Here is a 14,150-nt window from a genome sequence, read left to right on the forward strand (position 1 = left end):
CGCTATGCTGATGCGACGTCGCAAAACCAAGAGCCACCGGGAGCCCACGATTGCGCTGATCAACGTGGTCTTTTTGATGTTGGTGTTCTTTATGGTTGCAGGATCATTGGCCCCCTCAATGGACCCATCCGTGCGGCTGGTGGAGGCGTCCGACCTTGAAGCCAGCCCGCCGCCTGATGCTCTGGTGATCCGCGCCGACGGCAGCCTCAGTTTTCGCGGGGCGGAGCTGACCTCGCCCGAGGCCTATGTGCGCATCATCTGGGAGGAAGAGGAAGAGTTCACCGCGCGGCTGGTGCCTGACCGCGCGCTTCCAGCGGCCTCTCTGTTGGCGGTGGCAAAGGAATTGCGGCGCCTTGGGGCGGTGAGAATTACACTTCTGTCAGAGCGAAACCTGTCATGATCGCGCGCTCGCCTTTTATTGCTGGCCTGTCGCTGTGCTTTGCGCTTGCGGCGCATGCGGCGTTTCTGGTGGATGTTGAGGACAACACCGTTGAACTCGAGGGCGGCGGCAATGTGGCCCCGGCGGCGCTGGGCAATAGTTTTGCCGATTTGGCGCAAGGAACGGCTACCTCTGTGGAGGCTGAAACTGTCAGTGAAACCGCGCCAGTCGAGCCTATGGTGCCGACAGAGCCAGACCGGGCGGCATCCCCTCAGGTGCAACCGGTCACACCAGAGGTGACAGCCCCCAAAACCGCACAAAGCGCATCCGCCATAGTGCCGGTGACACATGCGGCAGCTGCCGTTCCGGTCGATCAGCAAGTGACTGAGGTGCAGCCCGATCAGATGGAGCCGGTGGAAGAGCCATCGGACCTCGCCCCCGTGCAAAGCCCGCGTCCTGAAACGCGGCCAGATCCCAAACCTGACCAACCTGACAAGGCAAAGCCACGCCAAGCTGCCCCGCGCGGCAACAGCACCGTGAATGCGCGGGCTGGGACCGAAAGTGGCGCAGAAAACCAGCGCGCAGCGCAAGCCGCCAGCACCCGCCCGGCGCAGGGCAGCGGTGCGGGGAATGCGGCGGCCTCCAATTATCAGGGGCTGGTGATGCGCAAGATCTCCCGGGTCCGAAAACCGCGAACCTCCGTCAAGGGGGTGGCGCATGTGTCGTTTGTCATTGGCGGCGGCGGACAGCTGGCGTCGGTGCGTATCCGCAAAAGCTCCGGCTCCTCAGAGCTGGACCAACTGGCGTTGCAGCAAATTCGCAAAGCGGCCCCGTTCCCGCCGCCCCCGACAGGGGCGCGGACGCAGTTCTCCATTGCCATCAAGGGGCGCTAGCGCCAGCGCGGATCAGAAAGATCCATTGAGAAACGACGCGGCATGAGGCCAGCCTGAAACCACGTCAGAAAACTCTCGATCGAGTAGACGGGCAGGCCTGTATCACGCCGGATGTCATGCGCGAATGGCACCATGTTGGTGCATTCCAACACAATCGCCCCGACCTCCGGGTGGTCACGGCACAACGTGTTGGCCGCATCCAAAAGATCAGCGCGGCAGGCCGTAATGTCGATCTCAACCCGGTTGTTGAGGAACCCATCATAAAAGGCGCGTCCGCCTTCGGTGCCCACAACGGGTGTGTCAAGCGGCACGCCTGCGGCTGCCAGATGCGCATCCGTCAGCGCAACCTGAGAGACGGTCAGGATGCCGACCTTCTGGCCCATAGGCAGCAATGTCTGAACCATCGGCACCTGCATCAGTGATGAGGCCGCCACCGGCACACCAAGCGCATCCTTGATTTGATCCTGAATGAGCGACAGATACCCGCAGGTGGTGGTGATCCCGTCACAGCCCATATCGACCAGATCGCGGCCCGCTTTGATGAAATCATCCACCAAGGCGCGCGGATCTTGCCGGACGGCACGGTCTGGCGTGGCCCCGCGCACCACGCGATACTGCAGCGGAAAGGGAAAGCTCTCGGCATGCCCGATATCGCCCGGAATGCGGGGAAAGCGTGTCTCCAGCATCAAGACACCGATGCCTGCGCCATAAACCGTTTTACCGCCTCTTTGCATGGCTATCTCCGTGTTCGGTCCGCTTGTCGCAAGGGACGCCCATCTAATGTGTAGTGCTGCAACTCGTGCAACAGCAGGTCAAGGAACTCCTTGCCAAGCTGCGACATGGGTCGCGATTTTGAGGTGATCACGCACATATCCATCATGATCGTGGGACGAAACGGGCGGGTGATCACGTCGCCCTGCATGTCGTAATCCAGCATGAACCGGTCCAATAGCGCGACGCCCATGCCTTCTTGGACAAAGCTCAGGAGGTTCTTGAACAGATGTGAATGCACCCTTGCGCGCAGGGGCACGCCCGCATTTTGAAACGCCTCACGCAGGCGGCGGTGGGTCATGTGGTCTTGTCCCATCACGATAAACGGCTCGCCTGCCAGCAATTCCGGCGTCAGCACCTCGTGGCGGGCCAGCGGGTTGTCCTTATGAAGGGCCAGCATCGTTTCCACATAAAGCGGGTAGACCGTGAGCGTGTCGTAAAGCAGCGGCATCTCGCAGACGCCGATTTCAAACAACCCGTTCCAAACCCATTCCTGCACTTTGCTGGAATATTGCGACTGAAAAGAAATGTTGAGCTCCGGTCGGTCGGCCGCAAACCGCGCGATCAGCCGGGGCATGAACCCAAAGGACATGGCGTGCTGTGATGCGATCTGCAGCTGGCCAAGCTTGCGGGTTTTTAGGTCAACCATGGTCTGGGTGACTTTGCTCATTCCGCGCATCACCGTGTCCACCTCAGCAAATAGCAGCTCCGCCTCCGGGGTGGGCAGCAGGCGACCATGGAGCCGTTCAAACAGGGGCAGCCCTGCCTGATCTTCAAGCTGGGACAAAAGGTTAGAGACACCGGGCTGAGAGATCCCCAACAGCCCCGCCGCACCGGTTACGGTGCCGGTTTCCACAATGGCGTGAAAGGCCTGAAGCTGACGAAAGCGAATTTTCACGAGTAACGTATCACTTAAACTGATGTATGCATGATCAATTAGTATTTGAAATGATGCCATCTTGTCGACAGTCTCGCTTTTAACAAGAGACAGGGAAGTGACATGGCAACGCAGCATATTGTGGTCGTCGGAGCAGGTATCGTCGGCGCGGCCAGTGCCATCTGGCTGCGTCGGGCAGGGCTGGAGGTGACACTTGTCGACAAGGGCAGGCCGGGCATGGGGACCTCTTATGGCAACGCCTGCATTCTGGCCCGAAGCGCGATTGTGCCGGTCACCTCGCCGGGGCTGATTGCAAAGGGGCCGAAATATCTGCTCGACCCGAATTTTCCGCTCTATATGCGTTGGTCTTATCTGCCGCGGCTTTTGCCATGGCTCGCGCGTTATTTGAAGCACACCAATGACGCAGATACCCGGCGGATTTCCAAGGGGCTCTTGACCATTGTTGGCGATAGCGTCGAACAGCACAAGGCACTCACCGATGGGATGCCCGCTGCAAAATGGATCAAGGACAGCGAATATAACTTTGTCTACCGCGATCGCGCGGGTTTTGAGGCGGATGCCTATACGTGGAACCTCAGACGTGAGGCCGGGTTTGAACCTGAGATCGTCGAGGGCGCAGCGGTCCGTGAACGCGAGCCGATCCTGTCGCCCGACATGGGCCTTTTGGCGATCAACAAGGATCATGGGTTTATCCTCAACCCGGGCAGTTATGTGCAGGATTTGGTCAAGCAACTGGAAGCGATGGGAGGCCGCTTTGTGCAAGCGGAGGTGCGCGATTTTGACCTGACGGGTGGTCAGATCACAGCGGTTGATACCGATCAGGGGCGGATTGCCTGTGACCGGGCGGTGCTGTCTGCTGGCGTCTGGTCTGCGGCCCTGATGAAGCGTCTGGGGCTTGAGGTGCCACTTGAGGCCGAACGCGGCTATCACATCATCTTCAAAGATCCGAGCCAATTGCCCAACGCTCCAATGATGCTGACGGATGGGAAATTTGTCGCAACCCCGATGGATCAAGGACTGCGCTGTGCTGGGATCGTGGAATTTGGTGGCCTGACGGAAGAGAAATCCAAAAAACCGCTGGATATGCTGCGCCGCACCGTCGCGCGGACCTTCCCTGAACTGAGCTATTCATCAGAAGAGGAGTGGCTGGGCTTTCGGCCCGCGCCCACAGACAGCCTGCCACTGATTGGTGAAGTCCGTGGCAGCGGTGTCTTCACGGCCTTTGGTCATCACCACATCGGGTTGACAGGTGGGCCAAAGACGGGCCGACTGGTTGCTGACATGATTACGGGAAACTGGCCCAACGCGGATACAAGCGCCTTTGATCCGATGCGCTTTGCGACACATTAAATAGAAAAAAACTGACCAACACGGGAGACTGAACAAATGAACAAAATGACCCTGAAGACCACCGTCGCCAGCGCCGCGCTCGCTGTCGTTGCGGCTGGTGCGCAAGCTGAAAAATGGGACATGCCGATGGCCTATGCGGCGTCCAACTATCATTCCGAGATGGGCGTGGTTTTTGCCGATAAGGTGCGCGATTACACAGGCGGCGATGTCGACATCACCGTGCATGCCGGTGGGTCGCTTTTTAAGGGCGGCGAAATCAAACGCGCGGTGCAAACCGGGCAGGCCCCGATTGGGGAGCGGCTGATGTCCGCGCATACCAATGAAGAGCCTCTGCTTGGCTGGGATAACCTTCCCTTCCTCGCAACGTCCTATGCCGACAACGATAAACTATGGGCGGTTGCCAAGGATAAGGTGAACGCCAAGCTTGCCGAGCAAAACCTCGTGACGCTCTATTCCTGCCCGTGGCCGGGGCAGGGCTTCTATTTCAAAAAGGAAGTCAATTCGTCCGAAGACACACAGGGCGTGAAATTCCGCTCGTATAATACCGCGACCGCCACCTTTGCCGAGGAGCTGGGCATGATCCCGGTTCAGGTCGAAGCGGCCGAGCTAAGTCAGGCGCTGGCAACTGGCGTTGTCGATGCGTTTATCTCCTCGGGGTCGACTGGTTATGACCGCAAGGTGTGGGAACAGCTGGGTTATTATTACAAGGTCAATGCCTGGCTGCCGCGCAACTATGTGATGGTCAACAAGCAGGTTTGGGATGGTCTGAGCGCCGACACGCAGGACGCGATCCAGAAGGCTGCGGATGAAACCGGTGCCGCCTGTACCGCCAAATCCGAAGAGCTTGCCAACTGGTATTTCGAACAACTCGAAGCCAATGGCATGAAAGTGGTGGAAGCGGGGCCTGAGTTCCGCGCGGAACTGGAAGCCATCGGTGCCAAGATGACGGATGAGTGGCTGGCAACCGTGGGTGAGGACGGTCAGGAAATCGTCGACGCGTTCAAGGCGAATTGATCTGCATCGCAGTCTTTGCCGCTTTGAATAAAGGCTGCATCGTTTCAGATCCGTATCACGGGCGCGAGGGCTTGGCACCTCGCGCCCGACCCATAATTCAAAGGACATGATATGCGTGACTGGCAACCTGTTCTGGGCCTGCCCCTGTGGGTGTGGCTCTTTGTTGTGCCAAGCGGCTTGATGCTTCTGTGTATTCTGAAGCCGGACCGGATGCGGCGGCTCCTGCAGCCGCTTTGGGGGGTGCTGGACCGCTTTTATAATGGCGCGGGCGTCGTGGCGGCTGTGTTCATGGTGACTATTTTGTTGCTGATCGTGGGACAGATGATTGCGCGCTGGGCGTCGGTCACATTTCCCGGCTCTACCGAATATGCAGGCTACGCGATGGCGGCGACGTCTTTCTTTGCGCTGGCCTATACGCTCACGCATGGTGGCCATATCCGGGTATCAATCTTTCTGAACCTCGGCGGGCGGCATCACTATTGGCTTGATGCAGGCGCGATGCTGATTTCAGCGCTGACGGCGACCTATTTTGCCCGCTACGCGATCAAGACAAACCTTCTGTCGCATATGCTGAATGACCGCACCCAAGGTCAGGATTTTGCGCCAGAGTGGCTGCTGACACTTGTCGCGATGTTTGGCACATGGCCTTGGAACTGGGGCAGCCTCTGGGCTGAGAGCGGGTCTGGTTGGGTCTATACCCCCGTCTGGTTGCCGCAACTGCCGATGTCGATTGGCACTGTGCTTTTGGCCATCGCGCTTTGGGATTACCTTTCGCGGATGCTGGTGACGGGCGCGCCCCAAATCAAAGGGGAGGCTTTGGAATGAGTGAGGTCTATACCACTATTATTTTCCTCTTTGTCCTGTTTGGGCTCTTGGGCGGTTCCGTTTGGATTGGTCTTGCGCTGATGGGCGTTGCTTGGGTGGGGATGGAGCTGTTCACCTCGCGCCCCGCAGGGGATGCGATGATCACCACGATCTGGAGCGGCTCGTCCAGTTGGACGCTCACCGCCCTGCCGCTCTTTATCTGGATGGGCGAGATCCTCTATCGCACCCGATTATCGGAGGACATGTTTCGTGGTCTCGCGCCGTGGATGCGGTTTCTGCCGGGCGGGCTTTTGCACACCAACATCGCGGGCTGCACGATCTTTGCGGCTGTGTCAGGTTCCTCTGCTGCGACGCTCAATATGGTGGGCAAAATGTCGATCCCGGAACTGCGTGCGCGCGGCTATCCGGAGTATATGATTATCGGCACACTGGCCGGTGCGGCCACACTGGGCCTGATGATCCCGCCATCGCTGACGTTGATCGTCTACGGCGTCACCATCAATGAGAGCATCACTAAGCTGTTCATGGCCGGGGTCTTTCCTGGCCTCGTTTTGGCCGGGCTGTTCATGCTCTATATTGTGGGCTGGCATTTCTTTGGCTCCGGTCAGCGCCCAAAAGAAGAGCCGCGCCTGTCGCTGGGCGAAATGATCGCCGAGAGCCGCTTTCTGCTGCCGCTCTTTGGTCTGGTCATTGTGGTCATCGGGTCGATGTATATGGGGTTTGCCACCGCGACCGAGGCGGCAGCCGTCGGTGTTTTGGGGGCATTGGGCCTGTCCTTGATGCAGGGCAGTCTCAATTGGGCAACCTTTGTCGAGAGCCTGATGGGGGCGACGCGCACCTCTGCGATGATTGCTTTTATCCTGATGGGAGCTGCGTTTTTGTCGCTCTCCATGGGATTTACGGGGCTGCCGCGTGCCCTTGCGGGACTAATCGAGAGTTACAACCTGTCGCCCATTGCGCTGATTGCGGTGCTGACAGTGTTCTACCTGATCCTTGGTATGTTCATGGATGGCCTGTCCTCGGTCGTACTGACCATGGCCATTGTGGAACCCATGATCCGTCAAGCCGGGATCGATGTGATCTGGTTTGGCATCTTCCTCGTTGTGGTGATCGAAACCGCGCAGGTGACGCCTCCTATCGGGTTCAACCTCTTTGTGCTGCAGGGGATGACCCGGCACGAAATTTCCTACATCGCCAAGACGGCCGTGCCGATGGTGGCGTTAATGCTGTTGATGGTGGGTATATTGGTGGTTTGGCCGGAATTGGCCACGTGGCTGCCGGAGAATATTCGGCAGCAATAGGGACGCAGATCCAAAGGGCCGCCTTGCAGGGCGGCCCTTCTTCTTGGGGTGCGCGTTTTTACGCAGGGCGTTGGTTCTGACGAAATTTAACCAAATCCGCCGTATATATTGGCTTTGAAGACGCATTTTGTCCGTGAAACCGTAGCAAAGGCCGCGTGACAGCACGGTGATTTCACCGAAAATTAAAGGCTCTGTTCGCAAACTTCGACTGGAATGAAGCCGGAGAAGTCGAGTGGTTTGCGTGCTGAAACTGCCCCGCCGAAAGCGACTTTGCGACCTGAACAAGCAGGCAGGCGAGGGCGTGTCGCGAACCGCGCCTCTCTATCGCTGTTTTGTGAGGCCGCTTGGCCCTCTGCGATCTTCACCGACCTGAGCCTCACTGCGCAAATCCACGCAGATCCCAACCCACTATCACGCAGAGTGACGTTATGCCCCAGCCCAAAGCCCTCCCATCCATGACGCGTAAAGGTTTCGGCCTGTTGCGCAGCATCCGCGCCAAGATGGGTATGATCCTATTCGTTATAGGGGCTTCATTTGGCGTCTTTGCTTATATGATCCACTCCGTTCTGTCCGAGATCGATCGGGATATGAGCGAGTTGAACGTGGACAACCTGCCTGATCTGGAACTGGCGTCAGAGATTTCACTGGCGGCGGCGCAGGCCAAAGACAGCATGCTGGCCCTGATGTCGGCAGAGGACATGGGCGCGGTTGATGCAGCGGTGTCCAGCGCCGATGCGGTCTCGCAGCAATTGGCGCGGCTGATTGATAATCTCGACCCGGATATGCAGCCAGCCTTTGAAACGCAGGCCGCCGAGGTGGCAAATGCACTGACGGATCTGGCCGCAGCCCGTCGCGTGACCTTGAAAAGCGATGCTCAGATCGAAACAGAAGTTGCGAATTTCCACAGCATCAATAACGAATTGCGCGATGTGATGACAGAATTGGCGCAGGCTGCATCGGTCGAGCTCAACAAAGGGGCGGTCAATACCTACAACGCCATCGACAATTCCCTGAAGGTTCTTGTTGAGCGAGATTTCCACAACCTCGAACTGCTGCTAGAAGCGCGTGCGGAGTTGAATTTGTTGGCGGGGACTGCAGTTGCGTTTGGCGGGACCAAGGATCCGGAAACCCTCGCGAGCCTTCAGGAGCTCGCCGACAGCTCGGACGCCCGGTTGCTGGAGATCGCCGATGAAATTGAGTTGAACGCCCCGGAAATGATGGACGTGACCCTCATTCATGGTGCGATTTTCACGTTGCAATCCGTGATCGCCCAGAGCTTGTTTCCCTCAGAATCGCTCCGTCGCGCCGCTATGAAAGCCCGCGCAGATACAGATCGATTTATCGTGATGGCAATAGATGCGCAGCTTCACAAGCTCTCCGTCTCGGCTGCAAGAGCGAGCAAGGAAAATGGTCAGGCGCTGCGCGAATTGATGAAAAATGAAGTTGGCTTCCTCAACACGCTGATGGAGATCAGCCAGAATGTGAACAGTTTTCAGGTCGCCGCCCTTGATGCGCTGACCGCGCCGGATGCCCAGCATGTGAAAGATGCGGCGTTTGATATGTCCAGCGCCACTCTGAACCTGTCCTTTTACGAGGAATTTCAGGATGCGCGGGTGGTGGATCTTCTGGAGCGAATCTCTGCCTTTGCTGCGGAAGATACCGGATTGGCGGCGTTGCGTCTGAACGCACTCAATGCAAGGGCTGCAGCGGATGAGGCCACCCACACCACCGAAACCATGGTGTTGGGGATTGCCGATCGTGCGTCGGCGTTTGCAACGCAGACCCTTGGATCGATCAGAGGGATGGCGAATGAAATCTCGGCAGAGGTCGATCTCGCCAACCGTAATATGATGGTGTTGCTGGCGGTGGCTGGCGGCGTTTTCCTTGCCGCTTTGCTGCTGATTCAGTTGCTTATCCTTCGCCCTCTGAACCGTATTAGCGCCAGCACCGAGGCGTTGGCAGAGGGGGATCGCAGCCCGATCACGGGTTTTGAGCGCACCAGCACGGAGATTTATCGCATAGCGCGTTCGCTATCAGTGTTCCGGGACGGGATCGTGGAAAAAGAGAAGATGGAAGAGGCGGCGGCCGAAGAACGTGCGCAGCGGCGCGCGGTGCAGGACAAGGCGGTAGATGCGCTTGGAACGGGTCTGGCCCGCCTGTCAGAGGGCGATCTCACGGCCCATATTTCCGATGAACTGGGCGAGGGATATGACCGGCTGCGTATTGATTTCAACCGCACGCTGGATACGCTCAATGATACCGTTGGACAGGTGATCAACACCTCGTCTTCGATCCGCAATGGAGCCTCTGAGATCAGTCAGGCCTCGCAGGATCTGTCGCATCGCACCGAGAGCCAGGCGGCAACGCTGGAGGAGACGGCAGCAGCGTTGGATGAGATGACCGCCAGCGTGACCTCGGCGGCGACGGGGGCCAGGGATGTGGAACGCACCACAAATGAAGCGCGCGCCGAAGCCGAAGCCAGCGGGGAAATCGTGCGCAATGCGGTCTCGGCGATGACGGAAATTGAACAAAGCTCCGGCAAAATCGCGCAGATCATTTCCGTAATCGATGACATCGCCTTTCAGACCAATTTGCTGGCGCTGAATGCCGGGGTCGAGGCGGCGCGCGCAGGCGAAGCGGGGCGGGGTTTTGCGGTGGTTGCCTCCGAGGTCCGCGGGCTGGCGCAGCGGTCGTCCGATGCGGCACTGGAGATCAAGAACCTGATCGGTGACAGCTCCGTGCAGGTGGAGCGCGGTGTGGATCTTGTTGGCAAAGCGGGCAGCGCGCTTGAGAATATCTTGCAGCGGGTGAGCCATATATCGGAGTTGATTTCCGGGATTGCCACGGGCGCGCAGGAGCAATCTACGGGGCTTGGTGAAATCAACACGGGCATGAACCAATTGGATCAGGTCACCCAGCAGAACGCGGCCATGGTAGAACAAGCCACGGCGGCAGGGCAGTTGCTCAACACCGATGCACAGACGCTTGCAGAATTGGTGGCACGGTTCCAGACGGCCCAGATCGACCCGGCGGCGGCAGACCCCGCCAGTCCCAAGGACAGCCCCGCGCCGAGCAGCTGGGGAGAGAAGGCGGATGTGGAGTGGGACACCACAGATGTGGTCGAAGCTGAAGCGCCAAGAGTGACAGACTGGTCCGACTTCGATGACGTCAAGGAAACCGGCTCCTGATCGCATAAGACAAACTGCAATGTGATGAACAACCCCCGGTGGGAATTGCTCCTGCCGGGTTTTTTCATGCGCAGCAGAGGTATTCCGCATTGAAGCACATAATTCCGCATATTGAAACTAAGCGGCGAGGAGGATAGGACTTAGGCGGAATCGAATGCTGCCGCGCAAGGAGGAGCCGCCCGTGTCGAACCCCGTGCTTATGGAAGTTGTTGATGATATTGCAGTCATCGCGATTGCCAATCCGCCCGTAAACGCACTCAGCCACGCTGTGCGCAGCGGTCTGGATGCAGCCTTTGCCGAGATCGCGCGCCGTGATGATGTGAAGGCGGTGGTGATTTATGGCACGGACCGCACCTTTATTGCGGGGGCAGACATTCGTGAATTTGGCAAACCGCCGCAAGAGCCGTTCCTGCCGGATTTGATCAACCGCATTGAAGCATGCACCGTTCCGGTCGTCGCGGCCCTGCATGGCACAGCTCTTGGCGGCGGTCTTGAGGTCGCTCTTGGGGCGCATTATCGCGTGGCAGTACCAAACGCGCGTTTTGGTCTGCCGGAGGTCACGCTTGGTATTCTACCGGGGGCGGGGGGAACCCAGCGCCTGCCGCGTCTGGCAGGAGTAGAATTCGCGCTGGAAGCCATAACGTCCGGCCGTCAGATCAGCGCAGATGAGGCGCTGAAAACCGGAGTGATTGATCGCATCAGCGACACCTCCGACGTTCGTGAAATGGGCCTAACTTACGCACGAGAATTGGTCGCCTCCGGTGCCACGCCGCGCCGGACCAGTGAACTTTCTCCAGCCCCGGTAGCGGCTGAGGTGTTTGACGCCGCCCGCACACGACTAGCAAAAAAAGCGCGCGGGCAACTGGCGCCCCAAAACTGCATCAAAGCGGTGGAGGGTGCAACGCGCCTTTCGTTTGCAGAGGGGCTCGCCAATGAGCGCGCCTTGTTTCAGGAATTGATGGAAAGCGACCAGCGCGCAGCCCTGATACATGCGTTCTTTGCCGAGCGGCAGGTGGCCAAAGTGCCTGAGATCAAGGATGTTGCGCCTCGTGCGATTGACCAGATCGGTGTGATCGGCGGCGGCACCATGGGCGCAGGTATTGCGGTTTCGGTGCTGCTGGCGGGGCTTCAGGTGACACTGATTGAGCGCGACGCAGATGCTGTCGCACGCGCTGAGGCCAATGTGTCAAAGACCCTGCAAGGGTCGGTCAAACGCGGCAAGCTTTCACAAGAGAAATACGACGCCATTATGGGCGGAACCTTCCGTGCCAGCGACGACTACGCGGCGCTCGCCGAGGCAGATGTGGTGATTGAGGCTGTCTTTGAGAGCATGGAGGTGAAAAAGGACGTTTTCACCAAGCTTGATGCCATCTGCAAACCCGGTGCGGTTTTGGCGTCTAACACCTCTTATCTTGATGTGAATGAGATCGCAGCGATGACGTCCCGGCCTGAGGATGTGATCGGGCTGCATTTCTTTTCGCCCGCGCATGTGATGCGTCTGTTGGAAATCGTGGTTGCGGACAAAACGGCACCAGAGGTCACAGCCACCGGCTTTGCGCTTGCGAAACGGTTGAAAAAAGTCGCGGTGCGCGCAGGTGTTTGTGATGGCTTTATCGGCAATCGTATCCTGAGCCATTACCGGAAAGCTGGCGATGGTGCGGTCCTTGCAGGCGCAAGCCCCTTTGAGGTGGATCGCGCCTTGGTGAATTTCGGCCTTGCGATGGGGCCCTATGCGGTGAGCGATCTGGCCGGCCTGGACATCGGATGGGCCACGCGCAAGCGTCTCGCCCCGACCCGCGATCCGCTTGAGGTCTATGCAGAGTTTGCGGATCGTCTGTGCGAGGCGGGCCATTTCGGGCGCAAGACCGGCAAAGGATTCTATGTTTATGGCGAGGAGGGGCAGGTTCCGAATGACGAGGTGCTGGAGCATATCGCCATGGAGCGCGCCGCCAAAGGCATTGCCGCGCGTGAAATTTCTGAACAGGAAATTGTCGATCGCTACATGGCTGCGATGGTCAATGAGGCCGCCCGTGTGGTGGAGGAAGGCATCGCACTACGTCCACTCGACGTCGATGTGACCCTGCTGAATGGCTATGGTTTCCCGCGCTGGCGTGGTGGCCCGATGCAATACGCCGATACCGTGGGCCTTAATAAAATCCTCGCCGATATCGAACGGTTCGCGCAGGAGGATGACTTCCTGTGGCAGCCTGCATCGCTTCTGAAACGTCTGGTGGCTGAGGGTAAGACCTTTGCCGACCTCAACAACGCCTGATTGCCTCGGGGAGGAACTACCTATGAAACAAGCCGTTATCGTCTCCACTGCCCGCACGGGTCTCGCCAAATCCTATCGCGGCGCCTTCAACGACACCCATGGTGCCCATATCGCGGGCCATGCGATCCAACATGCTGTCGCGCGTTCCAAAGTGGACCCGGCACTGATTGAGGATGCGTTTATTGGCTGCGGCTATCCAGAGGGCTGGACTGGCGGCAATATCGCACGTCAGGCTGTGGTGCGCGCGGGGCTGCCGGTGACGGTGGCCGCTGCGACGGTGAACCGTTTTTGCTCGTCCGGGCTGCAGGCCATCGCCATGGCGGGTCATGCGGTTACACTAGAGGGCGCCTCTGCCGCCATCGCGGGCGGTGTGGAAAGCATCAGCCAAATGCCGCCCTCGCGCCCGGCGCAACGCCGGGACGAATGGATCGAGGCGAATAAGTCCGAAGTCTATATGACCATGATCGAGACCGCCGATGTGGTTGCGCAGCGTTATGGCGTGAGCCGCGAGGCGCAGGACGAGCTGTCACTGGAAAGCCAGATGCGCACGGCAGCGGCGCAGGCTGCAGGCAAGCTCGACGATGAAATCGTACCCATCACTGTGACGCAGAAGATCACCGATAAGGAAACCAAGGAGGTCTCCTATAAAGAGGTGACATTCTCGATGGATGACTGCAACCGACCCAACACCACGCTTGAGGGTCTCGCGGGTCTGAAACCCGTGCGCGGCGAGGGTAACTTTGTGACCGCTGGCAACGCCTCGCAACTCTCCGATGGGGCGGCGGCGTTGGTGGTGATGGACGCAGATCTTGCCGCACAGCAAGGACTAGAGCCGCTTGGCGCGCTTAAGGGGTTTGTCACCGCAGGCTGTGAACCCGATGAGATGGGGATCGGCCCGGTCTTTGCGGTGCCGCGCCTGTTGGAACGCCATGGTCTGAAGGTTTCCGACATCGACCTGTGGGAACTCAACGAGGCCTTTGCGTCGCAGGCGCTTTACTGTCGTGAACGGCTGGAGATTGATCCTGCAATTTGCAACGTGAACGGTGGGTCCATTTCTATCGGCCACCCCTTTGGCATGACGGGCGCACGGATGACGGGGCATTTGCTCCTTGAGGGCAAGCGCCGGGGGGCGAAACTCGGTGTGGTGACCATGTGCATCGGTGGGGGGCAGGGCGCGGCAGGCCTATTTGAGATCTTCTGATCCACCGCTTTTGGGGCCGGGCTGGTCCTGTAAAACTCAGATGGCACGCAAAAACCAG

The 14,150-nt window shown here is 58.8% G+C and carries 11 protein-coding genes; 9 read left to right on the forward strand and 2 right to left on the reverse strand.

Going from position 1 to position 14,150, the window contains the following annotated elements:
• Positions 1-4: 4 nt before the first annotated feature.
• Together K529_RS01520 and K529_RS01525 are read left to right on the forward strand one after the other, a co-directional pair.
• Positions 5-400 (forward strand): ExbD/TolR family protein, encoded by a 396-nt coding sequence (locus K529_RS01520; protein ID WP_005612162.1) that lies wholly within the window; start codon positions 5-7, stop codon positions 398-400.
• Positions 397-1,272, forward strand: a complete 876-nt coding sequence (locus K529_RS01525) for an energy transducer TonB (protein ID WP_046002833.1) — start codon at positions 397-399, stop codon at positions 1,270-1,272. The genes K529_RS01520 and K529_RS01525 overlap by 4 nt, the downstream gene beginning before the upstream one ends.
• Here the strand turns inward: K529_RS01525 and K529_RS01530 are convergent.
• Together K529_RS01530 and K529_RS01535 are read right to left on the reverse strand one after the other, a co-directional pair.
• Complete coding sequence (locus tag K529_RS01530) at positions 1,269-2,006, reverse strand: aspartate/glutamate racemase family protein (RefSeq protein ID WP_005614757.1); 738 nt, start codon at positions 2,004-2,006, stop codon at positions 1,269-1,271. The two genes, K529_RS01525 and K529_RS01530, sit on opposite strands and share 4 nt — an antisense overlap.
• A 2-nt stretch (positions 2,007-2,008) precedes the next feature.
• Complete coding sequence (locus K529_RS01535) at positions 2,009-2,941, reverse strand: LysR family transcriptional regulator (protein WP_005614761.1); 933 nt, start codon at positions 2,939-2,941, stop codon at positions 2,009-2,011.
• 102 nt (positions 2,942-3,043) lie between these two features.
• Here K529_RS01535 and K529_RS01540 point away from each other — a divergent pair, with 102 nt between their 5' ends.
• The 7 genes from K529_RS01540 to K529_RS01570 all read left to right on the forward strand — a co-directional run bounded on the left by K529_RS01540 (position 3,044) and on the right by K529_RS01570 (position 14,092).
• Positions 3,044-4,291 (forward strand): NAD(P)/FAD-dependent oxidoreductase, encoded by a 1,248-nt coding sequence (locus tag K529_RS01540; RefSeq protein ID WP_005614763.1) that lies wholly within the window; start codon positions 3,044-3,046, stop codon positions 4,289-4,291.
• 36 nt (positions 4,292-4,327) lie between these two features.
• Positions 4,328-5,305, forward strand: a complete 978-nt coding sequence (gene dctP, locus K529_RS01545; protein WP_005614765.1) for a TRAP transporter substrate-binding protein DctP — start codon at positions 4,328-4,330, stop codon at positions 5,303-5,305.
• Between the two features lie 111 nt (positions 5,306-5,416).
• Positions 5,417-6,130, forward strand: a complete 714-nt coding sequence (locus tag K529_RS01550; protein ID WP_005614767.1) for a TRAP transporter small permease — start codon at positions 5,417-5,419, stop codon at positions 6,128-6,130.
• The gene (locus K529_RS01555) at positions 6,127-7,431 is read left to right on the forward strand and encodes a TRAP transporter large permease (protein WP_005614769.1); all 1,305 of its coding nucleotides are present in this window, start codon (positions 6,127-6,129) and stop codon (positions 7,429-7,431) included. Before K529_RS01550 ends, K529_RS01555 begins: the two co-directional genes overlap by 4 nt.
• A gap of 455 nt (positions 7,432-7,886) precedes the next feature.
• A complete protein-coding gene (locus K529_RS01560) occupies positions 7,887-10,619 on the forward strand; it encodes a methyl-accepting chemotaxis protein (protein WP_081287993.1) in 2,733 nt (910 codons plus the stop codon).
• A gap of 181 nt (positions 10,620-10,800) precedes the next feature.
• Positions 10,801-12,891, forward strand: a complete 2,091-nt coding sequence (locus tag K529_RS01565; RefSeq protein ID WP_040642947.1) for a 3-hydroxyacyl-CoA dehydrogenase NAD-binding domain-containing protein — start codon at positions 10,801-10,803, stop codon at positions 12,889-12,891.
• A 22-nt stretch (positions 12,892-12,913) separates the two neighbouring features.
• On the forward strand, positions 12,914-14,092 hold the full coding sequence (locus K529_RS01570) for an acetyl-CoA C-acyltransferase (protein ID WP_005634859.1): 1,179 nt from the start codon (positions 12,914-12,916) through the stop codon (positions 14,090-14,092).
• Positions 14,093-14,150 lie beyond the last annotated feature (58 nt).

Source organism: Tritonibacter mobilis F1926 (genome assembly GCF_000376545.2).
In the GTDB taxonomy this organism is placed as follows: domain Bacteria; phylum Pseudomonadota; class Alphaproteobacteria; order Rhodobacterales; family Rhodobacteraceae; genus Epibacterium; species Epibacterium mobile.

Excerpts from the sequence above, each read along its gene's own strand:
- K529_RS01520 (WP_005612162.1), top strand. The coding sequence starts at position 5 with ATGCTGATGCGACGTCGCAAAACCAAGAGCCACCGGGAGCCCACGATT.
- K529_RS01525 (WP_046002833.1), top strand. The coding sequence starts at position 397 with ATGATCGCGCGCTCGCCTTTTATTGCTGGCCTGTCGCTGTGCTTTGCG.
- K529_RS01530 (WP_005614757.1), bottom strand. The coding sequence starts at position 2,006 with ATGCAAAGAGGCGGTAAAACGGTTTATGGCGCAGGCATCGGTGTCTTG.
- K529_RS01540 (WP_005614763.1), top strand. The coding sequence starts at position 3,044 with ATGGCAACGCAGCATATTGTGGTCGTCGGAGCAGGTATCGTCGGCGCG.
- dctP (WP_005614765.1), top strand. The coding sequence starts at position 4,328 with ATGAACAAAATGACCCTGAAGACCACCGTCGCCAGCGCCGCGCTCGCT.
- K529_RS01550 (WP_005614767.1), top strand. The coding sequence starts at position 5,417 with ATGCGTGACTGGCAACCTGTTCTGGGCCTGCCCCTGTGGGTGTGGCTC.
- K529_RS01555 (WP_005614769.1), top strand. The coding sequence starts at position 6,127 with ATGAGTGAGGTCTATACCACTATTATTTTCCTCTTTGTCCTGTTTGGG.
- K529_RS01560 (WP_081287993.1), top strand. The coding sequence starts at position 7,887 with ATGACGCGTAAAGGTTTCGGCCTGTTGCGCAGCATCCGCGCCAAGATG.
- K529_RS01570 (WP_005634859.1), top strand. The coding sequence starts at position 12,914 with ATGAAACAAGCCGTTATCGTCTCCACTGCCCGCACGGGTCTCGCCAAA.